The 24,069-nt window shown below is 68.9% G+C and carries 24 protein-coding genes; 12 read left to right on the top strand and 12 right to left on the bottom strand.

Annotation, left to right across the window (positions count from 1 at the left end):
- Nucleotides 1-14: 14 nt before the first annotated feature.
- From ACN27E_RS23910 to ACN27E_RS23895, 4 genes are all read right to left on the bottom strand, one after another.
- Nucleotides 15-440, bottom strand: a complete 426-nt coding sequence (locus ACN27E_RS23910) for a DUF2752 domain-containing protein (RefSeq protein ID WP_422745284.1) — start codon at nt 438-440, stop codon at nt 15-17.
- A gap of 19 nt (nt 441-459) precedes the next feature.
- Nucleotides 460-840 carry a CD225/dispanin family protein gene (locus tag ACN27E_RS23905; protein ID WP_422745283.1) on the bottom strand — a complete coding sequence of 127 codons (381 nt, stop codon included), beginning with the start codon at nt 838-840 and terminating at the stop codon, nt 460-462.
- 117 nt (nt 841-957) lie between these two features.
- On the bottom strand, nt 958-2,352 hold the full coding sequence (locus ACN27E_RS23900; RefSeq protein ID WP_422745281.1) for a cystathionine beta-synthase: 1,395 nt from the start codon (nt 2,350-2,352) through the stop codon (nt 958-960).
- Nucleotides 2,353-2,381: 29 nt separating this feature from the next.
- Nucleotides 2,382-3,437, bottom strand: coding sequence for an alpha/beta hydrolase fold domain-containing protein (locus ACN27E_RS23895; protein WP_422745279.1), 1,056 nt, complete (start codon nt 3,435-3,437; stop codon nt 2,382-2,384).
- Between the two features lie 192 nt (nt 3,438-3,629).
- Between ACN27E_RS23895 and ACN27E_RS23890 the strand changes: the two genes are divergently transcribed.
- Both ACN27E_RS23890 and ACN27E_RS23885 read left to right on the top strand, forming a co-directional pair.
- Complete coding sequence (locus tag ACN27E_RS23890; protein ID WP_422745277.1) at nt 3,630-4,595, top strand: SGNH/GDSL hydrolase family protein; 966 nt, start codon at nt 3,630-3,632, stop codon at nt 4,593-4,595.
- 45 nt (nt 4,596-4,640) lie between these two features.
- Complete coding sequence (locus ACN27E_RS23885) at nt 4,641-5,858, top strand: acetyl-CoA C-acetyltransferase (protein ID WP_422745275.1); 1,218 nt, start codon at nt 4,641-4,643, stop codon at nt 5,856-5,858.
- 60 nt (nt 5,859-5,918) lie between these two features.
- Here the strand turns inward: ACN27E_RS23885 and ACN27E_RS23880 are convergent, their stop codons facing one another.
- Nucleotides 5,919-6,764, bottom strand: coding sequence for a hypothetical protein (locus ACN27E_RS23880; RefSeq protein ID WP_422745273.1), 846 nt, complete (start codon nt 6,762-6,764; stop codon nt 5,919-5,921).
- Between the two features lie 157 nt (nt 6,765-6,921).
- Nucleotides 6,922-7,761, bottom strand: coding sequence for a Bax inhibitor-1/YccA family protein (locus ACN27E_RS23875; RefSeq protein WP_422745271.1), 840 nt, complete (start codon nt 7,759-7,761; stop codon nt 6,922-6,924).
- 170 nt (nt 7,762-7,931) lie between these two features.
- Here ACN27E_RS23875 and ACN27E_RS23870 point away from each other — a divergent pair, with 170 nt between their 5' ends.
- Genes ACN27E_RS23870 through ACN27E_RS23860 form a run of 3 tightly spaced genes read left to right on the top strand, consistent with a single transcriptional unit; the run spans nt 7,932 to nt 11,476 of the window.
- A complete protein-coding gene (locus ACN27E_RS23870; protein ID WP_422745270.1) occupies nt 7,932-8,978 on the top strand; it encodes an enoyl-CoA hydratase/isomerase family protein in 1,047 nt (348 codons plus the stop codon).
- A 2-nt stretch (nt 8,979-8,980) separates the two neighbouring features.
- Nucleotides 8,981-9,757 (top strand): enoyl-CoA hydratase, encoded by a 777-nt coding sequence (locus ACN27E_RS23865; protein WP_422745269.1) that lies wholly within the window; start codon nt 8,981-8,983, stop codon nt 9,755-9,757.
- Nucleotides 9,758-9,766: 9 nt separating this feature from the next.
- Nucleotides 9,767-11,476, top strand: coding sequence for an alpha/beta hydrolase (locus ACN27E_RS23860; protein WP_422745267.1), 1,710 nt, complete (start codon nt 9,767-9,769; stop codon nt 11,474-11,476).
- Here ACN27E_RS23860 and ACN27E_RS23855 read toward each other — a convergent pair.
- Together ACN27E_RS23855 and ACN27E_RS23850 are read right to left on the bottom strand one after the other, a co-directional pair.
- Nucleotides 11,473-11,856, bottom strand: a complete 384-nt coding sequence (locus ACN27E_RS23855; RefSeq protein WP_422745265.1) for a rhodanese-like domain-containing protein — start codon at nt 11,854-11,856, stop codon at nt 11,473-11,475. The two genes, ACN27E_RS23860 and ACN27E_RS23855, sit on opposite strands and share 4 nt — an antisense overlap.
- The gene (locus tag ACN27E_RS23850) at nt 11,856-12,380 is read right to left on the bottom strand and encodes a cysteine dioxygenase (RefSeq protein WP_422745263.1); all 525 of its coding nucleotides are present in this window, start codon (nt 12,378-12,380) and stop codon (nt 11,856-11,858) included. The genes ACN27E_RS23855 and ACN27E_RS23850 overlap by 1 nt, the downstream gene beginning before the upstream one ends.
- 115 nt (nt 12,381-12,495) lie before the next feature.
- Between ACN27E_RS23850 and lpqV the strand changes: the two genes are divergently transcribed.
- Nucleotides 12,496-12,933: a lipoprotein LpqV gene (lpqV, locus tag ACN27E_RS23845; RefSeq protein WP_422745261.1), complete on the top strand. Its 438-nt coding sequence runs from the start codon at nt 12,496-12,498 to the stop codon at nt 12,931-12,933.
- A gap of 39 nt (nt 12,934-12,972) precedes the next feature.
- Nucleotides 12,973-14,052 carry a patatin-like phospholipase family protein gene (locus ACN27E_RS23840; protein WP_422745259.1) on the top strand — a complete coding sequence of 360 codons (1,080 nt, stop codon included), beginning with the start codon at nt 12,973-12,975 and terminating at the stop codon, nt 14,050-14,052.
- On the opposite strand, the gene ACN27E_RS23835 is transcribed toward ACN27E_RS23840, so the two are convergent.
- Both ACN27E_RS23835 and ACN27E_RS23830 read right to left on the bottom strand, forming a co-directional pair.
- Nucleotides 14,053-14,901: a patatin-like phospholipase family protein gene (locus tag ACN27E_RS23835; RefSeq protein WP_422745258.1), complete on the bottom strand. Its 849-nt coding sequence runs from the start codon at nt 14,899-14,901 to the stop codon at nt 14,053-14,055.
- A gap of 31 nt (nt 14,902-14,932) precedes the next feature.
- Entirely contained in the window at nt 14,933-15,988 is a 1,056-nt protein-coding gene (locus ACN27E_RS23830) for a dihydrodipicolinate reductase (protein WP_422745256.1), read from the bottom strand.
- Nucleotides 15,989-16,068: 80 nt separating this feature from the next.
- Between ACN27E_RS23830 and ACN27E_RS23825 the strand changes: the two genes are divergently transcribed.
- Together ACN27E_RS23825 and ACN27E_RS23820 are read left to right on the top strand one after the other, a co-directional pair.
- Nucleotides 16,069-17,259, top strand: a complete 1,191-nt coding sequence (locus ACN27E_RS23825) for a lipid-transfer protein (RefSeq protein WP_422745254.1) — start codon at nt 16,069-16,071, stop codon at nt 17,257-17,259.
- Nucleotides 17,260-17,363: 104 nt separating this feature from the next.
- Nucleotides 17,364-17,684: a hypothetical protein gene (locus ACN27E_RS23820; RefSeq protein WP_422745252.1), complete on the top strand. Its 321-nt coding sequence runs from the start codon at nt 17,364-17,366 to the stop codon at nt 17,682-17,684.
- A gap of 57 nt (nt 17,685-17,741) precedes the next feature.
- Here the strand turns inward: ACN27E_RS23820 and ACN27E_RS23815 are convergent, their stop codons facing one another.
- On the bottom strand, nt 17,742-19,139 hold the full coding sequence (locus tag ACN27E_RS23815) for a cation:dicarboxylate symporter family transporter (protein WP_422745251.1): 1,398 nt from the start codon (nt 19,137-19,139) through the stop codon (nt 17,742-17,744).
- Nucleotides 19,140-19,242: 103 nt separating this feature from the next.
- Here ACN27E_RS23815 and ACN27E_RS23810 point away from each other — a divergent pair, with 103 nt between their 5' ends.
- From ACN27E_RS23810 to ACN27E_RS23800, 3 genes are read left to right on the top strand one after another with little or no spacing between them, the layout of a single operon-like run.
- Nucleotides 19,243-20,805 (top strand): sensor histidine kinase, encoded by a 1,563-nt coding sequence (locus tag ACN27E_RS23810; RefSeq protein WP_422745250.1) that lies wholly within the window; start codon nt 19,243-19,245, stop codon nt 20,803-20,805.
- Nucleotides 20,802-21,500, top strand: coding sequence for a response regulator (locus ACN27E_RS23805; RefSeq protein WP_422745248.1), 699 nt, complete (start codon nt 20,802-20,804; stop codon nt 21,498-21,500). Before ACN27E_RS23810 ends, ACN27E_RS23805 begins: the two co-directional genes overlap by 4 nt.
- Before the next feature lie 51 nt (nt 21,501-21,551).
- Nucleotides 21,552-22,559 carry a zinc-binding alcohol dehydrogenase family protein gene (locus ACN27E_RS23800; RefSeq protein ID WP_422745246.1) on the top strand — a complete coding sequence of 336 codons (1,008 nt, stop codon included), beginning with the start codon at nt 21,552-21,554 and terminating at the stop codon, nt 22,557-22,559.
- 10 nt (nt 22,560-22,569) lie between these two features.
- On the opposite strand, the gene ACN27E_RS23795 is transcribed toward ACN27E_RS23800, so the two are convergent.
- On the bottom strand, nt 22,570-23,643 hold the full coding sequence (locus tag ACN27E_RS23795) for a YncE family protein (RefSeq protein ID WP_422745245.1): 1,074 nt from the start codon (nt 23,641-23,643) through the stop codon (nt 22,570-22,572).
- Nucleotides 23,644-24,069 lie beyond the last annotated feature (426 nt).

Raw genomic sequence — 24,069 nt, 5'->3', positions numbered from 1 at the left:
TCGAGACTGCGCTGTTAGATGTATAACGACCGGAACGGCTCGAAGGGCAGATTTCGCACGACGAACCAGATCGACACGACGGCCAACGTCGCGGCGGCCGCCCACCGGTGGTGTTGCCAACTGCCGATGCGTCGGCCACGTATCCGGCCGTATGTCCAGGCCCCGTAGGCCCACGCCAGAAGCGCCAACGCGACCACCCCGACGGCGTTGTAGCGCAGCGCACCAGCAACGTCGAGATGCAGCAGCGAATAGATGGCACGAAGGGAACCGCAACCGGGACAGTCGATTCCGAGTAGAGCCTTGGTCGGGCAGACGGGCAGCACCCCGCCGGGGGTGGTCGGGTCGCCGAACCACACCGCCGCGCACGCGCACCCCGCCAGGGCGGCCACTGCCAGTGGCGCGCCGAGGCGAAGGTGCACGGGCGTTTCCCGGGTGGTCACGACGGAACCGGGGATTCGATCAGGAGGACATGTCCATGCTGGCCATACCGCCGGCAATCGCGATGATGATGTAGATGACGGCCACGATCACCCCGGCGACGGCGCCCCAGATGGCGTACTTCTTGGCGTCCGCGGCGGCCTTGTTGGCGTCGTCGTAGCGGCCCTGGGCCCACAGACCGGAGACCTGGGTGGACTTCACGATCGCCACGATGCCCAGCGGCAGACAGCACAGCACGGTCGACAGGATCGCCCACACCAGGTTGTTGTTGGGCGGCGCGCCCTGCGGGAAGCCGGGCCCACCGAACCCCGGTCCGGGGTAGCCGCCACCCTGCGGTGGTGGGGGCGGCGGATATCCGCCGGGCGGCGGCGGAGGGTAGTTGCCTGGCGGTTGTTCGGTCATGGACGCCTTCCAGTGGTGTCAGCGGAAACGAGCGAGCTAAACCTACCGGAGCAGCTGGCGGTGTCCGGGCTTTCCGACACGAACTTCGCCGCGCCGCAATCGGCCCGTCCGATCGCGCTAACGCCGGGTTCGTCCGTCCGACAGGAAGCCCAGGAGGTCATGGCGGGTGAGCACGCCGACCGGCTTGCCCTCCTCGACCACCATCAGCGCATCGCACTCCCGCAACGTCTTGGCCGCGGTGCTGACCAGCTCCCCGGCGCCGATCAGCGGCATCGGCGGGCTCATGTGCTCGGCGACGGCGTCGGCGAGCTTGGCGCGGCCCTCGAACACCGCCGACAGCAGCTCCCGCTCGGACACGCTGCCGGCCACCTCACCGGCCATCACCGGTGGTTCGGCGCCGACGACCGGCATCTGCGAGACGCCGTACTCGCGCAGGATGCCGATCGCGTCGCGCACCGTCTCGGACGGATGGGTGTGCACCAGGTCCGGCAACGCACCGGATTTGCGGCGCAACACATCTCCGACCGTAGACTGTTCGATCGACCCGTCGAGGCGGCTGCGCAGGAAGCCGTAGGAGGACATCCAGTCGTCGTTGAAGATCTTCGACAGGTAACCGCGGCCGCCGTCGGGCAGCAACACCACCACCAGCGAATCGGGTCCGGCCTTGCGCGCGACCTCGACCGCCGCCACCACGGCCATGCCACACGAACCGCCGACCAGCAGCGCCTCTTCCCGCGCCAGCCGACGCGTCATGTCGAACGAATCGGCGTCGGAGACGGCGATGATCTCGTCGGGTACCGACGGGTCGTAGGCCGACGGCCAGAAGTCCTCGCCCACGCCCTCGACAAGATAGGGCCGGCCGGTGCCACCGGAGTAGACCGACCCCTCCGGATCGGCGCCGATGATGCGGACCTTTCCGCCCGACACCTCCTTGAGGTAGCGCCCGGCTCCGGTGATCGTGCCGCCGGTGCCGACACCCGCGACGAAATGCGTCACCTTGCCCTCGGTGTCGGCCCAGATCTCCGGACCGGTCGTCTCGTAGTGCGATTCGGGACCCATCGGGTTGGAGTACTGATCGGGTTTCCAGGCGCCCTCGATCTCGGTGACCAGCCGGTTGGACACGCTGTAGTAGCTGTCCGGATCGTCCGGCGCGACCGCCGTCGGGCACACCACAACCTCGGCGCCGTAGGCGCGCAACACGTTTCGCTTGTCCTCGCTGACCTTGTCCGGGCAGACGAAGATGCACTTGTATCCGCGCTGCTGGGCCACCAGGGCCAGACCGACCCCGGTGTTACCCGACGTCGGTTCGATGATCGTGCCGCCCGGCCGGAGTTCGCCACTGGCCTCGGCTGCGTCGATCATCTTGATAGCGATGCGATCCTTGGCGCTGCCGCCGGGGTTGAGATATTCGATCTTGGCCGCGACGGTTCCGGCGCCCTCCGGGACAACGGAGTTCAGCGCGACCAGAGGGGTGTTGCCGATGAGCTCACTGATGTGCCGGGCGATACGCATGACTCCATCGTGTCAGGCGCGGCGCTGCCTCACCACGTCGCCTCTCGGATGTACTCGCCGATCTGCTTGAGCGACCGCTGAGCCTCTGACACCACCGGCGCACCGAGCTGGAACACATGCATCTGACCGGGCCACACCCGCACCTCGACGGGCACCCCGGCGGCGGCCAGCAGCCGCGCAGCCTTGCGGGCGTCGCTGATCAGCACCTCGGAGCCGGACACGTGGATCAGGGTGCGGGGCAGACCCGGCTCGATGTGGTCGAGGGGCTCGTAGATCGGCTCCGGGCGGCCGTCGACCATGTTGTGCTTACCGGCCTCCTCGATCAGCTCGACGAGGGCGTGGAACGCGCGGGCCGGGAACATTGCGTCGCTGCGGACGTTCGGGTGGTTGGCGCGGGCCTCGTTGTCGAGCTCGAACAGGGGCGACATGGTGACCACGGCGGCGGGTGTCTCGCCGGCCGGTTCGTCGTGCAGCCGTTCGGCCAGCGCCAGCGAGAGGTACCCGCCGGCCGAGTCGCCGGCCAGCACGATCTGGTCGGGTTCGTAACCCTGCTCGCGCAGCCACTGGTAGCCCTCGTAGCAGTCGTCGAGCGCCTGCCCGACCGACGCCTTGGGGATCATCCGGTAGTTGACCACCAGGACCGGACAGTCGGAGAACCGGGACAGCGCGGTGATCAGCCGGCCGTGCGAGTTGGCGCCGCAGGTCAGGAACGCCCCGCCGTGCGCGTAGAGGATGACGCTGCGCTTGCCGTCGGCCGGCAGTACCCCGGGGGCGCGCACCAGCTGGGCGGTGCAGTTGGGCAGCGAGATGGTGGCTCTGATGGTGCCGGGCACCGGCCGCATCACGCGGCAGACGAAGTCGACGGCACCCCAGGGCCACGGCATCCGGGGCGCCAGGCTGCCGATGGCCAGCGTGGGTTTGATGGTCAGGGTGGCGGCCAACGCCATCACGCGAGCCGCGACGCTCGGACCGTCCTCGATGACCTCGACCGGGGCACCGTCGCTGACCGGAAACCGCCGCGCCTTGGCCCGCGTCGCCCGCAGGGCGGCATGGCCAGAGGTGGGTACCTTGCTCGGTGCAGTCATCGCCATCACCTTCTACGCCGTTGTAGTGCCGGGTGCTCAGCTACTCAGCCAGTCTCCGTAACTCAGCTTCGCACATGTAACCGGTATCACAATGGTCTAAACAATTTCGACAGCGCACTTGATACCGCACTGTGATCGCTGTCGCGGGGTTACGACACGGTTAGGGCCCGATCGGGCACCTAAACTGGCGGCGTGGGCATTCGCGCTCCTCGCCGGACCACCATCGCCCTGGCGGCGGCGGCCACCGTCGCGTCGACCGGCTCCGCGTACGTCGGGGCACGCAACCTGCTGACCGGGCAAGCCGATCAGGCCCGCCAGGTGATCCCCAAGGCCTGGGATGTGCCCCCGCGGGCCGACGGTGTCTACGCCCCCGGTGGCGGCCCGGTGCGGCGCTGGCAGCGCGGCGATCCGTTCGATCTGCACCTGATGGTCTTCGGTGACTCCACCGCGACCGGATACGGCTGTCGCGACGCCGAGGAGGTCCCCGGGGTGCTGATCGCCCGCGGACTGGCCGAGCAGTCGGGCAAGCGGATCCGGCTGAGCACCAAGGCCATCGTCGGCGCCACCTCCAAGGGGCTGTCCGGGCAGATCGACGCGATGTTCGTCGCCGGTCCGCCGCCGGACGCCGCGCTGATCATGATCGGCGCCAACGACATCACCAGACCCAACGGCATCGGGCCGTCGGCCAAGCGGCTCGGCGCCGGGGTGCGACGGCTGCGGACCGCGGGTGCGGTGGTGGTCGTCGGGACCTGTCCGGACTTCGGGGTGATCACCGCGATTCCGCAGCCGCTGCGCTGGGTGACGCGCAGCCGTGGGCTGCGGCTCGCCCGGGCGCAGGCGGCGGCGGTGCGGGCCGAGGGCGGGGTTCCGGTGCCGTTCTCCGATCTGCTGGCGCCGGAGTTCTACAAGGCACCCGAGCTGCTGTTCTCCGACGACATGTTCCACCCGTCGGCGGCCGGATACGCCTTGGCGGCCAGCCAGTTGCTGCCCGCGCTGTGCGAGGCGCTGGGCGAATGTCACGCCGACGGACCGCCCGACCGCGCGCTGCGGACCCGGGCGGCCGACGTCAGCACCCTGTTGGCCAAAGTCGGCGGCATCACCCGGCTGTGGCGGCGTACCACCGGGGTGCCCGCACCGGTCGTCGCGTCCGCAGGCTAGGTTTTTCTGGTCGTACCGGACGTCGCATTGGAACGAGGAGCCGTCATGCCCGAAGCCGTCATCGTCTCGACCGCGCGTTCGCCGATCGGCCGCGCCAACAAGGGATCCCTGGTCGGCATCCGGCCCGACGACCTGGCCGCCCAGATGGTGCGCGCCGCGCTGGACAAGGTGCCCTCGCTGGATCCGCACGACATCGACGATCTGATCATGGGCTGCGGTCAGCCCGCCGGTGAAGCCGGTTTCAACATCGCCCGCACCGTCGCGGTGCAGCTGGGCTACGACTTCCTGCCCGGCGCGACGGTCAACCGCTACTGCTCGTCGTCGCTGCAGACCTCGCGGATGGCGTTCCACGCGATCAAGGCCGGCGAGGGCCACGCCTTCATCTCGGCGGGCGTCGAGACGGTGTCGCAGTTCGCCAAGGGCAGCGCCGACGGCTGGCCGGACACCAAGAACCCCAAGTTCGACGAGGCGATGGAGCGCTCCAATCAGGCCGCGGCCGGCGGTGACGAATGGCACGACCCTCGTGAGGACGGCGTCCTGCCCGATGTCTACATCGCGATGGGCCAGACCGCCGAGAACGTCGCGCTGCACACCGGGATCAGCCGCGAGGACCAGGACCACTGGGGCGTGCGCTCGCAGAACCGTGCCGAGGAGGCCATCAACAGCGGCTTCTTCGAGCGGGAGATCTCGCCGGTGACGCTGCCCGACGGCACCGTGGTGAGCAAGGACGACGGCCCGCGCGCCGGCACCACCTACGAGAAGATCAGCCAGCTCAAGCCGGTGTTCCGGCCGAACGGCACGGTGACCGCCGGTAACGCCTGCCCGCTCAACGACGGTGCCGCGGCGGTGGTCATCATGAGCGACACCAAGGCCAAGGAGCTGGGGTTGACGCCGTTGGCGCGCATCGTCGCCACCGGGGTGTCCGGGCTGTCGCCGGAGATCATGGGTCTGGGCCCGATCGAGGCGTCGCGCAAGGCGCTGGCCAACGCCGGGATGGGCATCGGCGACATCGACCTCTACGAGATCAACGAGGCGTTCGCGGTCCAGGTGCTGGGTTCGGCACGCGAGCTCGGGATGGACGAGGACAAGCTCAACGTGTCCGGCGGAGCGATCGCCCTGGGGCATCCGTTCGGTATGACCGGCGCGCGGATCACCGCCACGCTGCTGAACAACCTGCAGACCCACGACAAGCAGTTCGGTCTCGAGACCATGTGCGTCGGCGGCGGCCAGGGCATGGCGATGGTGATCGAGCGGCTCAGCTAGTTTGCGTCGACTTTGCATACAGATCGCTCGCTGGCGCGATTTCGCGATCTGTGTGCAGAGTCAGTGCATGCGTAGTCGCCACGCCCGTTCCATTCGGGCCAGTATGTCGGAATCCCGGCAGCGTGCGGCGACGCGGACCACGAGCCAGCCGGCCGCGGTGATGTCCTCCAGTCGCTGGATCTCGTAGGCGAACAGCTCCTTCGTCGTGCGGTGGTGGTCACCGTCGTACTCGACTGCGACCATCACGTCGTCCCACCCCATGTCGAGGTAGTACGTCCGGCGGCCATCGGGGCTGAGCACCGGTATCTGGGTGCGCGGACGCGGATATCCGGCGCGCATGAGGAACATGCGCAGCCACGTCTCGCGCGGAGATTCGGCTCCGGAGTCCATCAGGTCGAGCGCCTGGTCGAGGTGCCGGAGACCGCGGGTGTGCGGGTGCCGCTCGGCGATCTGTCGGACGCCGGACACCTCGAAACCCGTCGCCCTCGCGAGGGCGTCCAGGCGGGCCACCGCGTTGTCGAGCCCGCCGCGCCTGCCGAGGTCGAACGCCGTGCGCTCGATCGTGGTGACAGGAAGTCCCCCGATGAGAATGCGTTCGGTGTCGTAAAGCGTCATCGCAGACGTGCGCAGGCCGGCCGGAGGACGACCGCAGGAGAAGATCAGCTCGACTGGTTCGGACGGGTCGACCCACTTCGCGCCGTACAGCGCCGACGCGGTGACGCCCGCAACGACACCGCGGCGCTGCGACCAGAGCCATGCGGCCCTCGCCCGGGCGCGGTGGGTGAGCACGACGTCGGGGTGCACGTAGACGTTGGGATGGAGCGCCACGAAGCGCGAGCGCAATTGGTGCTTCTTGACGAGGCCGGCCGCCAGCGCCTCAGTGCCGATGAAGGGTTTGTCGAGCATGACCGCAGGCTCGCTGGGCGCACCGACGGGATCGCCCGTTGAGATTGCCCTCAGATCGCGATCTGTGCAGGAAACGCGATCTGTGGACAAAGTCAACGCAGGGCAGACAAACAGAAAGCCCGGCACCACTGGTGCCGGGCTTCCCTCGCGGAGGCTGCTAGTCGTTCTGGAAGTAACTCAGCAGCCGCAGGATCTCGATGTAGAGCCAGACCAGCGTGACGGTCAGGCCGAGTGCGACGCCCCAGGCGGCCTTCTCCGGCGCACCGGCGCGCACCATCTGGTCGGCGGCGTCGAAGTCGATCAGGAAGCTGAACGCCGCGAGCGCGATGCAGACCAGCGAGAAGACGATCGCCAGACCACCGCCGTCGCGCAGGCCCAGACCGGCGCCACCACCGACACCGAACAGGCCGAGGACCAGGTTGAGCAGCATCAGGGCCAGCACACCGAACAGGCCCGCGACGATCATCCGGGTGAACTTCGGCGTCACGCGGATCGCGCCGGTCTTGTAGACGACGAGCATGCCGAAGAACACGCCCATGGTCGCGACGATGGCCTGGGCGATCATGCCCACGCCGCCGACCGACACCAGGTTGGCGATGATGAAGGACACCGAGCCGAGGAACAAGCCCTCCAGCGCGGCGTAGCTCAGCACGATCGCGGGATTGTCCTGCTTACGGCCGAACGTGGCGATCAGCACGAGCGCCAACCCACCCAGCGCGCCGACCAGCGCGAACGGCGTGGCCAGAGCCAGGTTCTGGCTGACGAGGTAGTAGGAGACGACGGCGACGGCCGACAGGACGGCCAGCGTCATGCCGGTCTTGGTGACGACGTCGTCGATGGTCATCGGCCGGGCTACGCCGGTCTGCTCTGGACGCTGGGTGTAGGGGTCGGCCTGCACCTGCTGGGCGCCATAGCCTGCGGCGCCGGTACCGAATGTCGCGTATCCGCCCTGCGACTTCGGCAGGGAGCGGAATACCGGGTTGCTGCTCTCGCGCACCGTGGGGTCCTCTCAAATAATGGTCCGATACCGTCGAACACACGGTCAACGTGTGACGTCCCGACGAGGTTCCCGGAACCGGAAATCGATTCACAGGAACTTCCCAGGCCTATCGCCCGAAACCTTACCCGTCGCACATGGCGGGCGGGTCACGATCTAGATTGCATTGCGTGCCGGAAAACGAGGATGTCCTAGTAACAGTGGAGAACGGCGTCGGCCTCGTGACCCTCAACCGACCGAAGGCGATCAACTCGCTCACCCACGGCATGGTCACCGCACTCGGCGCCGCCCTCGACGCCTGGGAGGACGACGACGCCGTGCACACCGTGCTGCTGCGCGGCGCGGGTGAGCGCGGGCTGTGCGCCGGCGGGGACGTCATCGCGATCTATCACAGCGCCAAGGCCGACGGTGTCGAGGCCCGCGACTTCTGGCATGACGAGTACCTGGTGAACGCCCACATCGGGCGGTATCCGAAACCGTATGTGGCCGTGATGGACGGCATCGTGATGGGCGGCGGCGTCGGAGTCAGCGCCCACGGCAGCGTGCGGGTCGTCACCGACACCACGAAGATGGCCATGCCCGAGGTCGGCATCGGCTACATCCCCGATGTCGGTGGCACCTATCTGCTCTCGCGCGCTCCGGGCCTGCTCGGCTATCACGCCGCACTGACGGGTGCTCCCTTCGACGCGGCTGACGCGATCGCCTTCGGCATGGCCGACCACTTCGTCCCGCACGTCGGAGTCGACGACTTCATCGCCGCGGTCATCGCCGACGGCCCCGACACCGCGATCGCCGCGTACGCCCAGCAGCCGCCGCCGAGCGCGCTGCTCGCGCACCGGGACTGGATCGACCAGTGCTATGCCGGTGAGACCGTCGCCGACATCCTCGCGGCCCTGCGCGCCCACGACGCAGCTGCGGCCGGGGACGCCGCCGACCTCATCGCATCCCGCTCCCCCGTCGCGCTGGCGGTGACGCTGCGTGCACTGCGTCAGGCGGCGAAACTCGACACCCTCGAAGACGTGCTGCGCCAGGAGTACCGCACCTCGTGCGGATCGCTGCGCAGCCACGATCTCGTCGAGGGCATCCGCGCCCAACTCGTCGACAAGGACCGCAACCCGACGTGGTCGCCCCATGCAATCGAGGCGGTCACCCCCGCCGACGTCGACGCCTACTTCCAGCCCGCCGAACCCGATCTGACCTTTCCGCGCAAGGAGTGACCATGACCGACTACGAGACCATCCTCGTCACCCGCGAGCGACGCGTCGGCACCATCACGCTCAACCGGCCCAAGGCGCTCAATGCGCTCAACAGCGCGGTGATGGCCGAGGTGACCGCCGCCGCAGCCGAATTCGACGACGACCCGGACATCGGCGCCATCATCCTCACCGGCAACGAGAAGGCGTTCGCCGCGGGAGCCGACATCAAAGAGATGGCGAATCTGTCGTTCGCCGATGTCTTCATCGCCGACTTCTTCGCGCAGTGGGCGAAGTTCGCCGCCACCCGCACCCCGACCATCGCCGCGGTGGCCGGATACGCCCTCGGCGGCGGCTGCGAGCTGGCGATGATGTGTGATCTGCTGATCGCCGCCGACACCGCGAAGTTCGGTCAACCCGAGATCAAGCTCGGGGTGCTGCCGGGGATGGGCGGGTCCCAGCGACTCACCCGCGCGATCGGCAAGGCCAAGGCGATGGATCTGATCCTGACCGGCCGCACGATCGACGCCGCCGAGGCCGAGCGCAGCGGGCTGGTGTCACGCGTGGTGCCCGCCGACCGTCTGCTCGACGAGGCGAACGAAGCCGCCGCCACCATCGCCGGGATGTCACGCAACGCCGCCCGGATGGCCAAGGAAGCGGTCAACCGCGCCTTCGAGTCGAGCCTGGCCGAAGGGCTGCTCTACGAGCGCCGGCTCTTCCACTCGGCCTTCGCCACCGACGATCAGAAGGAAGGTATGGCGGCGTTCGGCGAGAAACGCCCCGCGAACTTCACGCATCGTTAAAGTGCTGGCGTGAGCGACACCGCGGAGGTGCTCGACGAGACGCCGGCCCAGCAGCGACAGGACGAGAAGCGACCCGCCACCAGGGCGTGGTGGCTGCGGCACTACACCTTCTTCGGCACGACGTTCGGGCTGATCTTCGTCTGGTTGTCGATGACCCCCTCCCTGCTGCCCCGCGGCCCGCTGTTCCAGGGCCTGGTCAGTGGCGGAGCCGGCGCGATCGGCTATGGGCTCGGGGTCTTCGGCGTGTGGCTGTTCCGCTACATGTTCTCGCTGGACCACACGCCGCGGGCGCCGCGGTTCGCCTGGCTCGCATTGATCGTGGTCGGCGTCGTCGGCCAAGTCCTGATGATCATCTACTTCCACGTCTGGCAGGACGAGATCCGGGACCTGATGGGAGTCTCCCGGATGCGCTTCTGGGACCACCCACTGGCGGCGGTGCTGTCGATCGTGGTGCTGTTCGCTCTGGTGGAGGTCGGCCAGCTGGTCGGCCGGCTCATCCGCTTCCTGGTCCGCCAGCTCGAACGCGTTGCGCCGCCCCGGGTTTCGGCGGTGGTCGTGGTGGTGCTGCTGCTCGCCCTGACGATCGCGATCCTCAACGGCGTGGTGGTCCGCTTCGCCATGAGCACCATCAACAGCACGTTCGAGGCGGTCAACGACGAAACCGATCCCGACTCCGCGGCGCCCACCTCACCGCTGCGCTCGGGCGGTCCCGGCTCGTTGGAGAGCTGGGAGTCCCTGGGCCACCAGGGCCGGATGTTCATCGGGGGCGGACCGACGGTCGAGGAACTCGAACAGTTCAACGGCGCGCCCGCGATCGAACCGATCCGCGCCTACGCCGGTCTGCATTCGGCCGACGGCATCCGCGCGACGGCGGATCTGGCGGCCCAGGAGTTGTTGCGTACCGGCGGCCTGGACCGGGCAGTCGTCGCAGTGGCCACCACCACCGGCACCGGATGGATCAACGCCGCCGAGGCCGACGCGCTGGAGTACATGTTCAACGGCGACACCGCGATCGTGTCGATGCAGTACTCGTTTCTGCCCAGTTGGTTGTCGTTCCTCGTCGACAAGGAGAACGCCCGTCAGGCTGGGCAGGCGCTGTTCGAGGCCGTCGACGCGTTGGTCCGCGAGCGTCCCGAGGCCGACCGGCCGCGGCTGGTGGTCTTTGGCGAGAGTCTGGGCTCCTTCGGCGGCGAGGCACCCTTCCTGGCGTTGAACAACCTCGTCGCCCGCACCGACGGCGCACTGTTCTCCGGACCGACGTTCAACAACGAGATCTGGGCGCAGCTGACCCACAATCGCGATCCGGGGTCACCGGAGTGGCTGCCGATCTACGACAGCGGCGAGAACGTCCGGTTCGTGGCCCGGCCGAAGGATCTGGACCGGCCCGACAAGCCATGGGCGACGACGCGAGTGGTCTATCTGCAGCACGCCTCCGACCCGATCGCGTGGTGGAATCCGGATCTGCTGTTCTCCCGGCCCGATTGGCTGGCCGAACCACCGGGCTACGATCGCACCGCCCGGATGAAGTGGATTCCGGTGGTCACCTTCCTCCAGGTGTCCGCGGATATGGCGGTCGCGGTGGACGTCCCGGACGGCCACGGACACGTCTACGTCAAGAACGTCGTCGACGGCTGGGCGGCGGTGTTGCAGCCCCCGGGGTGGACGCCGGAGAAGACCGAACGGCTGCGGCCGATGATGCACTCCGACGAGAACAGTTAGGTCAACTCGGACAGCACACCGTCGGCGACCAGCGCCTGGTAGCCGCCGATGACATCGGTGGCGCGGTGCAACCCGAGCTCCTGCAGGGCGGCCGCGGCGAGGCTCGAGGTGTATCCCTGCGAGCACAGCACCACCCAGAACACATCGTCGTCGACGGCCTGGGGTATCCGGGCGTCGCTGGTCGGATCGCAGCGCCACTCGAGCACGTTGCGTTCGATGACCAGCGCCGCGGGCACGTCGCCCTCGCGGGCGCGTTGGGCGGCGGGCCGGATGTCGACCAGCACGGCGCCGTCGGCGATCGCGGCCGGCACCTCGGCGGCGGGCAGGCGCCGCAGCCGCTCGCGGGCCGCGGCGAGCACTCGGTCTATTCGGCTGCTCATCAGCCCTCCGGGGTTTCGGTGAGTTCGGTTCGCTTGCGGCGCAACCGGTCCGGCGCTGCCACCTCGTAATAGGACATCGCCGTGAGCGGCGGCGAGTAGGCGTGCACGCTCAGTGTCGGTCCGGTGACCACGCTCGGGTCGGGTGCCCACACGACATCGTGCACCCATCCCAGCGGGAAGGCGGCCTGATCGCCGGCGGACAGCACACGGCGACGCAATCCCTCGCCGTCCCAGCGGGTTTCGGCCAGGGCGCCGGACAGCACCGTGAGTGCACCCAGGGAGCCGCCGTGGTCGTGGAGTTCGGTGGACTTCTGGGGCACCCAGCTGATCAGCCACACGTCGAGTTCGTCGTCACCGCGCAGCCGGGTGTACCAGCGGTCGTCGCGCGGGACGCCGCCGGGCGGCAGCAGGTGGTCGTAGCGACCGCTCAGGACGTCGTCGGCGTTGCGGTCGGTCTCGTAGAGCAGATCGGGCAGTCGTAACCGGGTGGGGGCGGACACGGCGGGGGGCAGGGCGAGCGTCATGGAAACCTCGGGAAGAGACGACGGACGGGTCGGCAGGGGTGGGCGTCAGGCCCGACAACACTCCGCAACCACGGTCCGCTCCATCACGGCCGCCAGTGTTGCATAGATTGGCGGCATGCGCAGGCACCCCATCGGCCGCTCGGCAACCGTCGCACTCGCCGCCGGCCTGGCCCTGACCGGTTGCTCGTCCGGCGGCGAGGAGGCCGCTCAGACGCCGTCGTCGTCGGCCACCACCACCGTCACCCAGGAGGAGACACGTTCGGCGGCGCCGGGTGCGGTCGAGGTGTCCCCCGGGGGCGTCACCACCGCGGTCGGTGCGCCCGCCGAGTCCACCGAGGACGAGTACTTCCAGGCCTGCAATGCGGCCAGGGTGTGGATGACCGACAAGCCCGGCGACCAGCAGGCCAAGGTCGAGTCCTATCTGGCCGATGTGCAGTCGACGGATGCGGCGGGGCCGGGCACCTTCGGCAGCCCCTGGTCGGCGCTCGCCCCCGGCCGGCAGTCCGCGGTCATCGTGGCCGTCGAGGCCGCGGCCGCCGAGCTGTGCGGCTGAGTTCGATTCAGCCTGCGCGAAATGTCGCACAATGACGCCATGAGCAAGCGGGCGGCCCTGGTGCTCGGTAGCGGTGGCGCCCGCGGGTACGCGCACATCGGGGTCATCGACGTCCTGCGCGAGCGGGGGTACGAGATTGTCGGTGTATCCGGATCGTCGATGGGCGCACTCGTCGGTGGCCTGCAGGCGGCCGGCAAACTCGACGAGTACGCCGAGTGGGCCCGATCGTTGACGCAGCGGGCCGTGCTGCGCCTCCTCGACCCGTCGATCACCGCCCCCGGGGTGTTGCGTGCGGGCAAAATCCTCGATGCCGTGCGGGACATCCTCGGCGAGGTGTGCATCGAAGATCTGCCGATTCCCTACACCGCGGTGGCCACGGATCTGATCGCGGGCAAATCGGTGTGGCTGCAACGGGGCCCGGTCGACGCCGCGATCCGCGCATCGATCGCCATCCCGGGTGTGATCACCCCGCACGTTCTGGACGGTCGACTGCTGGCCGACGGCGGCATCCTCGACCCGCTGCCGATGGCCCCCGTCGCGGCGGTCAACGCGGACGTGACCGTGGCGGTCAGCCTCGGCGGCAGCGAGTCCGGGGGCCGTGCCGAGCCCGACGGTGCGGCGAACTCGAACGCCGAATGGCTGAATCGGTTGCTGCGCAGCACTTCTGCGCTGCTGGACACGAAGTCGGCACGGGCGGTGCTGGACACCCCCGCGGTCCAGTCCATGCTCGGCCGGCTCGGCACCTCCCCTGACGAGTCCGACGAGTCCGACGACCCCGCAAGCGCCGATGCTGTCGCCGAAGCCCCCGACGCCGACTCCGGCGACTCCGAGGACGCCGGCGACGCCGAGGGCCAACTCATCGACTCGAGCCGGGAAGTGGCGGTGCCCAGGCTCGGCAGCTTCGAGGTGATGAACCGCACCATCGACATCGCCCAGGCGGCGCTGGCTCGGCACACGCTCGCGGCCTACCCACCCGACCTGTTGATCGAAGTGCCCCGCTCGGTGAGCCGCAGCCTGGATTTCCATCGCGCCGCCGAGGTCATCGAGGTCGGCCGCCGGCTGGCCGCCGACGCCCTCGACGACTTCGAGAAGGCGGCCCCGCAGCTGCCGCAGCCCTGATCAACCCAGGAAGTCGGCGATCCGGTCGGCCACCCGGCGGCCCTGCGCGCGCCCGGCCGCCGCGGAGGGCACCCGGCAGGTGGGGTCCAGCGGATTCGGTCCGTAGGCGGCCAGCGACTCGTCGTCGGCGAAGATGCCCAACGTGGGCGCCGGGAATCCGTCGACCTCGGCGGCGGCCCCGCTGCCGAACGGCGACTCGGACGTCCGACCGGAGGGCACCAACGCGATCACGGCATCGCAGTCCGCGGCCACGGCCATGTTGACCGTGCTACCGACCCCGCCGTCCATGTACCGGCGGGAGCCGATCGTCACGGGCGGCCAGACCCCCGGCACCGCGCAGCTGGCGGCCACCGCGTCGATCAGGGGGACGCCCGAGGAGGCGTCGAAGATCACCAGTTCGCCGGTCGCGGTGTCGATCGCGGTGATCCGCAGAGCGCGCTGCGGCCAGTCGTGGACGGGCAGCCGCGCGGCGATCACGTCGCGCCGTACGCGTTCGTCCACCGTCGGGGTGGTCAGGGCGATCTGGCCGATGCGCCGGAGTTTCTCCGCGGTGGTGCCGGTCTGCGACACCGCGCTCATGAACAGCTCGGAGATCGCCTCGATGCTGATTCCGGGGTCGATCTCGGCGGATTCGTCGACGGTCTGCCGGGCGAACAGGGCGGCGAGTTCCAGCCCGCTGCCCAGCTGGGCGGCCACCGTGGAGCCCGCCGACGTCCCGACGATCACGTCGGAGGCGAGCAGGGCCTCGGCGGTGGCCGGGGACGTCTCGGCGATACCCCACAGGACGCCGGTCTCCCAGGCGATGCCGGCGATACCACCGCCGGCCAACACCAGCGCTCGCTTCGTCACAGGCCGTGAGTGTGCCGCACCCGGCCCGGCGCTACCGCAACCGGGGGGCGGCCTTGCCGCTGAACAGCGGGAGGTCGAAGTAGGTCGCGATGCCCGGCGGTGCGGCGCACACGGCGGGCACCGAGTTCACACAGTGCGCGGCGGTGGCGACGACGCCGTTGTTGCTCTCCAATCCGGCCTCGACGCTCTCCGGCTGGAAACCCTTGACGGTCAGATTGAAGTCGGGGTTGCCCTTGACCTCCATCTCGTAGCGTTCACCCGCGGGTCCGAAAGACCATGGCGGATCGAGGTTCTCCTGACCCATCAGCCAGTTGACGGTCACCCGCACGACGACCTCGTCACCGACGACGGCCTCCCAGTGGAAGCGCCGCCCGGCGACCTGTCCGGGCTGGATGGCGCCGATCGGCGAATCGATGGGCGCCGTCGCCACGGCGATCTCCTGCGAAGACCGGATCTGCGGGTCGGCATTGAAGCCGATCTCGTCGACGACCATGCGCACCGCCTGGATGAAGCCGCCGTCGAGCAGCTTCTGCATCGGTCCGCTCAGGGCCTTGTCCGGTGTGTCGCCGAAGCCCATGACATGACGGACCACGTCGGGCGCATCGTAGGTGCGCAGGTCGGAGAATTCCTCGGCCCGGACGAACGTGACACCGGTGGCCATCACCGACAGCAGCAGCGGGAACTTCTCGCTGATGCCGCCCGGGGCGATGCCGGTGCCGTGCAGCGTCGCCCCGCCGGCCAGCGCCGCCTCCCGCAGCGGAGCGGCCTCCTTCTCACCGGGGTAGAACCATCCGACGGGGGTGACGACGTTCTTACCCGACCGCAGCAGGGCGGACACCTCGGCCGGATTCGGCAGCAGCGGGGCGTAGATCACCGCGTCGGCGTCCAGCGCCAGGACGGCGTCGACGTCATTGGTGGCGGTCACCCCGATGGGATCCACGCCGGCCAACTCACCGACGTCGCGGCCGGCCTTGTCGGGCGAGTGCACCCAGCAGCCGACGAGTTCGAGGTCGGGGTGTTCGAGCACCCCCTTGATCGCCGCGATCCCCACCCCACCGGTTGCCCATTGCACGACCCGCAGCGCCACGCCGCCCTCCTCACCACAAAACTGGAACACGTTCTATTGTGGTCTACACCACTTCTCGCCGAATGCGAAGGAAACCAGACATGCCGAAGAAGGTGTTCGTCGTCGGGGTCGGAATGACCAAGTTCGAGAAGCCCGGCCGCCGCGAGGGGTGGGACTACCCGCAGATGGCCAACGAGTCCGGAACCAAAGCGCTACAGGACGCCGGGATCGACTACTCGCAGGTGCAGCAGGGCTTCGTGGGGTACTGCACCGGCGACTCGACATCGGGCAACCGTGCGCTCTACGAGCTGGGCATGACGGGGATCCCGGTGGCCAACGTCAACAACAACTGCTCGACCGGGTCGACGGCACTGTTCCTGGCGGCCCAGACCATCCGCGGCGGGCTCGCCGACTGCACCATCGCACTGGGCTTCGAGAAGATGCAGCCCGGCTCACTGGGCGGCGGCGCCGACGATCGCGAGTCCCCGATGAAGCGACACATCCTCGCGCTCAACGACATCGAGGAGATGCAGTTCCCGGTCGCGCCGTGGATGTTCGGTGCCGCAGGCCGGGAACACATGAAGAAGTACGGCACCACCGCCGAGCACTTCGCGAAGATCGGCTACAAGAACCACAAGCATTCGGTGAACAACCCCTACGCCCAGTTCCAGGACGAGTACACCCTCGAGGACATCATGGGCGCGCGGATGATCTCCGATCCGCTGACCAAACTGCAGTGCTCCCCCACCTCCGACGGGTCGGGGGCGGCCATCCTGGCCAGCGAGGAGTTCGTCGACCGCCACGATCTGGCCGGCCAGGCCGTCGAGATCGTCGGGCAGGCCATGACCACCGACTTCGAGAGCACCTTCGACGGCAGCGCCCGCAACCTCATCGGGTACGACATGAACGTCCAGGCCGCCCAGCAGGTCTACGCACAGTCCGGGTTGGGGCCGGAGGACTTCCAGGTCATCGAGTTGCACGACTGCTTCTCGGCCAACGAGCTGCTGCTCTACGAGGCGCTGGGCCTGTGCGCCGAAGGCGAGGCGCCCAAGCTCATCGACGACGAGCAGACCACCTACGGCGGACGCTGGGTGGTCAATCCGTCGGGTGGCCTGATCTCCAAGGGTCACCCCCTGGGAGCCACCGGGCTGGCGCAGTGCGCCGAGCTGACCTGGCAGTTGCGCGGCACCGCGGACAAGCGTCAGGTGGCCGACGTCTCGGCGGCGCTGCAGCACAACATCGGGCTGGGCGGCGCCGCGGTCGTCACGGCCTACCAGCGCGCGCAACGCTGATCCCGTACCTGCTCTGACCACCGAGAAACTGCGCGAAAGCGGGAAGCAAATCGCTTGGCGCAGCGATGTACCAGGTGGACAATTGCAGGAGAACGGAGGTCGCCATGCGCGCTTCGCACAAGCTCGCCACGGTCGGTCTGGGAGCCATGATGGGGGTCGGGGTTGCGATCGCGGCGCCCGCGGGGGTCGCGTCGGCCGACCAGTCGGCGCAACAGGTCATCAACGAGCTCCGCAGCCAGGGGTATTCGATCACGCTGGACCGGGTCGGCTCGGCGCCGCTCAACGAATGCGTCGTGACCAGCGTGCGCAACCGGCGGACCGCCCCGATCTGGGGGCCGAATGTGTATTTCGGCAGCAACGACGATTTCAACCCGTTCCAGGATGTGACCCCGACGGTCACGGTGAGCTTGAACTGCTCGGCCTGAGCGCCGACACGCGAAACGACCCGGCCGCGCGCGGCCGGGTCGTTTCTCTGGCGCGCCCTATGCCGGCGCAGGGATTCGCTCCTGCGCCGGTTCTTCGGCGCGCCGGTCCGCGGGCGACGACGAGTGGTCGTCGACCATGGTGAGTTCATCGAACGGATCGTCGCCGCGCAGCACCACGTCGACCCGCTCCCGGTCGATCGTCCTGGTCCACGAGCCGACCAGGATGGTGGCCACGGCGTTGCCCGAGAAGTTGGTCACCGCACGGGCTTCGGACATGAAGCGGTCGATACCGACGATCAACCCCACACCGTCGAGCAGATCGGGGCGGTGGCTCTGCAGGCCGGCGGCCAAGGTGGCCAGGCCGGCGCCGGTGACCCCGGCCGCACCCTTGGAGGCGACGATCATGAACACCAGCAGACCGATCTGTTCGGTCAGCGACAGTGGGTCACCGAGCGCGCCGGCGATGAACAGCGACGCCATGGTGAGGTAGATGGCCGTCCCGTCGAGGTTGAAGGAGTAGCCGGTCGGCACCACCACACCGACGGTGCTGCGGTCGACACCGAGGTGCTCCATCTTCGCGATCAGGCGGGGCAGCGCCGACTCCGACGACGAGGTCGACACGATCAGCAGGTACTCGCGCGCCAGATAGCGCACCAGTTTGAAGATCGAGACCCCGGCGACGGCGCGCAGCAGGATCCCCAGGACGCCGAAGACGAACACCGCGCAGGTCAGATAGAAGCCGAGCATCAGCGTGAGCAGTTGGGTCACGGCGGCCCAGCCGGTCTGGCCGACGACGTTGGCGATGGCCCCGAACGCGCCGATCGGTGCCAGCCACAGGATCATGACGAGCACCTTGAACACCAGCTTCTGCAGATGCTCGATGCCGCGCAGGATCGGCTCACCGGTGCGGCCCATCGCCTGCAGCGCGAAGCCGACCAGCAGCGCCACGAACAGCGCCTGCAGCACGCTGCCCGCGGTCAACGACGACAGCAGGGTGTCGGGGATGATGCCCTGGACGAAGTCCATCAGCCCCCCGGATTCGTGGGCCTTTTCGGCCAGTTCGGCCCCCTTGCCCGTGGCGCTCGGCGAGAGGTTCATCCCGGCACCGGGATGCAGGATGTTGCCGACGAGCAGCCCGATCGCGAGTGCGAAGGTCGACATGGCGAGGAAGTAGACGAAGGCCAGACCACCGACTTTGCCCACCGTGGCGGCTTTGCGCACCGAACCGATACCCAGCACGATCGTGCAGAAGATCACCGGCGCGATCATCATCTTGATCAGATCGACGAACATCGTGCCGAGCACGCCGACGCTCTTGCCCACCCCGGGGGCGAGGATGCCGACCGCCACGCCGGCGACGACGGCGACGATGACGGCGATGTAGAGCCAGTGCGTTCGATCGCGCCGTCTGGCCGGCGGATCGGGTATCTCAGCGCGGTCGAGGGTGCTGCTCACGGAAATTCCTCCAGTCGACATCGAATGCGGTCTGCAAGTAGGTTCGGCGAGGACGTGAGCCAGGTCACGCTTTAGTGCATTTCGTTCAGCGGAGGTGATGCCGATGGGCCACACCCGCCGGACGTTCTGGCCGCGGTCACTGGCCGGTCAGGCGATCGCGTTGCAGATCGTCGTCGTCGCGGTGATCGTCGTGGCCGGCAGTGCGCTGGCCCTGCTCGACGCCCGGCGCGACGGTGACGAGGCGGCCCGTTCGCAGGTGATCGGGATCGCCACCGCGCTGGCGGATGCACCGTCGACGGCCGCGGCGATCGAATCAGGTTCCGCCACAGGGGTTCTGCAACCCGTCACCGAAGCCGTCCGCACGCAGACCGATATTGCCTTCATCACGGTCATGGCGCCCGACGGCATCCGCTTCACCCACACCGATCCCGCGCAGATCGGTGGCCGCTACCTCGGGACGACCGCCCCCGCGCTTGCCGGTGAGACGTTCAGCGAGGTCTACACCGGGACACTGGGGCCGTCGATCCGGGCGGTCGCGCCGGTCCGGGATGTAACCGGCCGGGTCATCGGCCTGGTGTCGGCCGGCATCACCCAGCAGACGCTCGCGCAGCGCTGGCGCGAGCAGATCCCGACGATCGCCGCGGTGACCGCCGCCGCCGTCGCGGTGTCGTCGGTAGGTCTGTGGCTCATCCGGCGGCGGCTGCTGCGGCAGACCCACGGCCTGCGGCCCGACGAACTGCGGGTGATGTACGAACACCACGACGCCATCCTGCATTCGGTCACCGAGGGGCTCGTCGTACTCGACCGCCACGGCGTCGCCCTGGTCAACGACGAGGCCCGCCGGCTGCTGGCCGTCGCGCCGGGCCCGGTGGACCGCGCGGATCTGCCGGCGTTCCTGCGTTCGGCCGATCCCGGCGTTCGCGACGAGGTGCACGTCACCGACGACCGGATTCTGGTGGTGAACCGCTCCCCGGTGGCCGGCTCCGATTCGGAGGTCGTGACCATTCGCGATCGCACCGAATTACAGGGCGCCCTGGGCGAACTCACGTCGCTGAAGGTGCTCACCGATTCACTGCGCGCCCAGGCGCACGAGTCGGCCAACAAGCTGCACACGGTGGTCACGATGGTCGAGATGGGCCGTCCGGAGGAGGCGGTGCGCTTCGCGACCGACGAATTGGCACTGTCGCAGCGACTCGTCGACCGGATCTCCGGTGCCGTCGGCGACCCGGCGCTGGCCGCGCTGTTGTTGGGCAAGACCGCACAGGCCGACGAGCGCGGCATCGCGCTCACCGTCACCGAGGACACCCACCTGCCGTCGCACATCGACACGCTGTCGGCTCAGGAGATGGTCACGGTGCTGGGCAATCTCATCGACAACGCCATGGACGCCTGCGATCGCGCCGATCCGTGGGTCGAGGTGACCGTCACCGTGGAGCATGACGATCTGATCGTCCGCGTGGCCGACAGCGGGCCGGGGATGGATCCGGCGACGTTCGACCGCGCCGTGCGGCGCGGATACTCGACGAAAGCCGGCGCAGACTGCGCCCACCAGGGTCTGGGTCTGGCCCTCGTCGCCCAGGTGGCCCGGCGCCACGGCGGCAGCGTGACCGCCGAATGCACGTACGGTTCGGTCGTCACCGTCACCGTGCCGAAGGAGAACCGATGAGCGCGCCGGTCATCTCCGTGCTGATCGTCGAGGACGAGCCGCTCATCGCTGAGGCGCACCGCAGCTATCTCTCGCGGTTGGCGGGTTTCACCGTCGCCGCGGTGGCGCACACGGCCCGCGACGCGATGCGCTCGGCGGCCGAGGCCGCGGCGTCGGACCGTCCGATCGACCTGGTGCTGCTCGATATCGGGTTGCCCGATGCGAGCGGAATCTCGCTGGCGTCGGGCCTTTCCGGTCTTCGGCCGCCCCCGGACATCATCGCGATCACCTCCGAACGCGATCTGGAGATGGTGCGGGCGGCGGTGTCCCATGGCGCGCTGGCCTATCTGCTCAAACCGTTCACCTTCGCCGCGTTCCGGGACCGGCTGGAACGATATCGCCGCTACCGCATGGCGCTGCCTGCGGGCACCGACGCGGCGAGCCAGACCGAGGTGGACCGTGCGCTGGCCGAACTGCGCGTCACCGACAAGTCGACCGCCCCCAAGGGCGCGGCGCCCGCGACCACCGACGGCATCGCCCGCGCGGTGCGCGACTCGGCGGACGGGTTGACCGCCGACGAGGTCGCCGCGCTGGTCGGGGTGTCACGGGTGACGGCGTGGCGTTATCTGGAGCGTCTCGCCGACGACGGGACCGTCACCCGGCAGTCCGACTACGGTCGGGCGGGCCGACCCAAGACCCGCTACCAGTGGCACTGACCGGAAGGGGGACGGAATGAAATGCGACCCCGCGAGGCGTTGTCAACGCATATGACCACCATGACCGCCGTCGGCGCCTACGCCGCACTGCCGATCGACGACGAGAACAGCCTGCAGGACGTGACGGTGCCGCTGCCACAGCTGCGTGCACGCGATGTCCTGGTCCGCGTGCTCGCGGTGTCGGTCAATCCGGTCGACGTGAAACAACGTGCGGCGCTTCGGGCTTCGAAGGAGCCGACCATCCTGGGCTTCGACGCCGCCGGCATCGTGGCGGCGGTCGGCCCGCAGGTGCGGACGCTGGCGGTCGGTGACGAGGTGTACTACGCCGGTGACATCACCCGCCAGGGCAGCAACGCCGAGTTCCAGGCGGTCGATGAGCGCATCGTGGCGCGCAAGCCGGCCGCCCTGTCGTTCTCCGACGCGGCCGCGTTGCCGCTGACGACCATCACCGCCTGGGAGACGCTGTTCGACCGGTTCGGCCTGACCGCGCAGTCCACCGGCGATCTGCTGGTGCTGGCCGCCGCGGGCGGGGTCGGGTCGATGATGATCCAGCTCGCCAAGGCGCTGACCGGGCTGCGGGTGATCGGGACGGCGAGCCGGACGGAGTCGGAGCACTGGGCCCGCGGCATGGGCGCCGACGAGGTGATCGATCACCGGGATCTGGCCCGGCAGGCCCGGTCGGTCGCGCCCGGCGGCGTCGATTATCTCTTCTCCCCGCATTCGCGCGGCAACATCGAGACCTACGCCCAGATCGTCCGTCCGTTCGGCCACATCACGGCCATCGACGAACCGGAGGATCTGAATCTGTTGCCGCTCAAGGAGAAGAGCATCGCCTGGCATTGGGAACTCATGTTCACCCGGTCGATGTTCGAAACCGACGACATGATCGAACAGCAGCGTCTGCTGACTCGAGCCGCCGAACTGCTCGACACCGGCGCGCTGCGCACCACGGTCACCGAGACGATTGACGACTTCTCCGCCGCCGGTCTACGGCGCGCTCACCGTGCGGTCGAATCCGGCCGCATGGTGGGCAAGGTCGTGGTGCGCCGAGCCGATTAGCCCGCGCCGGTCAGACCGCCGGCTCGAGCTCGCGCACCTGCCGGCCGATGATCGGACCGGTGGCCACGAAGTGCGAGTAGAGCGTCGGCAGTGCGGACGCCGGAACGTCGAGCGCGGTGACGGCGCCGGCGTAGTCGGCGACGTAGACGCGGCCGTCGCCGCGTACGGCAACACACGCCGGCTGACCGTCGCCGGTGATCTCGTCGACGATCTCGACCGACATCGTGTCGAACACCGCGACCCGGTCGTAGTCGACGACGTAGCCGCGGGCACCGTCGGGGCTGACGGCCAGCTGGGTCGGAGCACCGCCGATGGCGACCGCATAGGTCACCGCGTTGGCGGCGAGATCGACGATATCGATGGAGCCACCGTGGCGGCGGTCGGAGCGCAGCACGTAGGCCAGCCCCTCCCGCCCGACGGCCAGGTCGCGGATCGGCGAGGCGAGCCGCAGCCGGCGGACGGTGCGGCCGGTGCCGGTGTCCACGGTGAGCAGCGCGCTGCCGGCCAGCCCGGTGACCGCGACGTACAGGTGCCGGCCGCGGGGGTCGACAGCGACCGCGTCGATGCTGGTGCCCGGCCGGTAGGCCACGCCGAACGTTCCGACCCGCTCGGCGGTGGTATCGATCACCGCGACGTCGACATTCTCCTCGCCGGTGCGGCCGACGAAGACTCGTTTGCCGTCGGCGCTCACGGCCAGTGCGGTCGCGCTGAATGCCAGCGGGTAGGTGTGCACGATCTCGCCGTTGTTGGTGTTGACGGCGACGATGGCGTCGTAGGTGGCCGACGCCACCGCGACGTAGGCGCGGTCGTCGGCGACGGTGACCAGAACCGGGTCGCCGTCGAGCTTGACGACGCCCCGGACCTCGAGCGTGTCGGCGTCCAGCACCGAGATCGACCGGTTGGCGACATTCGCCGTCACCAGCACGCCGGACCGGGCGTCGACCGCGATGTCACCGACCGGGCCGCGGGGCAGGGCGACGGCGCCCAGAACGGTGGTGTCGGCCTCCCGGGCGTGCATACCGGTGGGGGCCGGAACGGGGACCGGTTTTTCCGCGCGCGAAAACAACGTTGCGAACTTTGCCATGTGGTTCGAACCTCCGTCGGCGTCGGTGCGCCGAGCCTCGATGTGAGTCGTATTCGCGCCGCAGTCGGCGCGATCCTGATCGAGTGTAGCGACGCGAAATCCCCTACCGATCCCACGTTTTGGCCGCTCGGCGCCGGGCCGCGACAGGACTCTCAGACCACGCTTAGGAAATTCTTCGTTATGAAATCGTGACTTTCGGCCAGCAAGGGACACCACCAGTTTGACGAGCGTTTTTGAACTCGCAGCGAACTATTAATGATTCGACAGCACACCGCTCGTCCGGCTCGATTCTTAAACTCTCCCCACCCGAAGTGAGCCACAGATCACAGGGTTCGGACAGCAAACCGGCAGGCGCCGTGTCCAATTCGCGAAGGCGAGTGCCTCGAGGGGCGCGGTGCGGGGCGGCACCGGTCGACGGTCCGTTCG

This window comes from Mycobacterium sp. WMMD1722, assembly GCF_049315205.1.
Taxonomy (GTDB): Bacteria; Actinomycetota; Actinomycetes; order Mycobacteriales; family Mycobacteriaceae; genus Mycobacterium.
Note: the sequence above shows the minus strand (reverse complement) of the source record. Positions and strands in the feature narration are given on the sequence as shown.

Coding starts and splice junctions, on each gene's coding strand:
- ACN27E_RS23865 (WP_422745269.1), top strand. CDS start 8,981: ATGACCGACTACGAGACCATCCTCGTCACCCGCGAGCGACGCGTCGGC.
- ACN27E_RS23880 (WP_422745273.1), bottom strand. CDS start 6,764: ATGCTCGACAAACCCTTCATCGGCACTGAGGCGCTGGCGGCCGGCCTC.
- lpqV (WP_422745261.1), top strand. CDS start 12,496: ATGCGCAGGCACCCCATCGGCCGCTCGGCAACCGTCGCACTCGCCGCC.
- ACN27E_RS23840 (WP_422745259.1), top strand. CDS start 12,973: ATGAGCAAGCGGGCGGCCCTGGTGCTCGGTAGCGGTGGCGCCCGCGGG.
- ACN27E_RS23795 (WP_422745245.1), bottom strand. CDS start 23,643: ATGGCAAAGTTCGCAACGTTGTTTTCGCGCGCGGAAAAACCGGTCCCC.
- ACN27E_RS23805 (WP_422745248.1), top strand. CDS start 20,802: ATGAGCGCGCCGGTCATCTCCGTGCTGATCGTCGAGGACGAGCCGCTC.
- ACN27E_RS23825 (WP_422745254.1), top strand. CDS start 16,069: ATGCCGAAGAAGGTGTTCGTCGTCGGGGTCGGAATGACCAAGTTCGAG.
- ACN27E_RS23800 (WP_422745246.1), top strand. CDS start 21,552: ATGACCACCATGACCGCCGTCGGCGCCTACGCCGCACTGCCGATCGAC.
- ACN27E_RS23850 (WP_422745263.1), bottom strand. CDS start 12,380: ATGACGCTCGCCCTGCCCCCCGCCGTGTCCGCCCCCACCCGGTTACGA.
- ACN27E_RS23885 (WP_422745275.1), top strand. CDS start 4,641: ATGCCCGAAGCCGTCATCGTCTCGACCGCGCGTTCGCCGATCGGCCGC.
- ACN27E_RS23905 (WP_422745283.1), bottom strand. CDS start 840: ATGACCGAACAACCGCCAGGCAACTACCCTCCGCCGCCGCCCGGCGGA.
- ACN27E_RS23900 (WP_422745281.1), bottom strand. CDS start 2,352: ATGCGTATCGCCCGGCACATCAGTGAGCTCATCGGCAACACCCCTCTG.
- ACN27E_RS23820 (WP_422745252.1), top strand. CDS start 17,364: ATGCGCGCTTCGCACAAGCTCGCCACGGTCGGTCTGGGAGCCATGATG.
- ACN27E_RS23810 (WP_422745250.1), top strand. CDS start 19,243: ATGGGCCACACCCGCCGGACGTTCTGGCCGCGGTCACTGGCCGGTCAG.
- ACN27E_RS23855 (WP_422745265.1), bottom strand. CDS start 11,856: ATGAGCAGCCGAATAGACCGAGTGCTCGCCGCGGCCCGCGAGCGGCTG.
- ACN27E_RS23895 (WP_422745279.1), bottom strand. CDS start 3,437: ATGACTGCACCGAGCAAGGTACCCACCTCTGGCCATGCCGCCCTGCGG.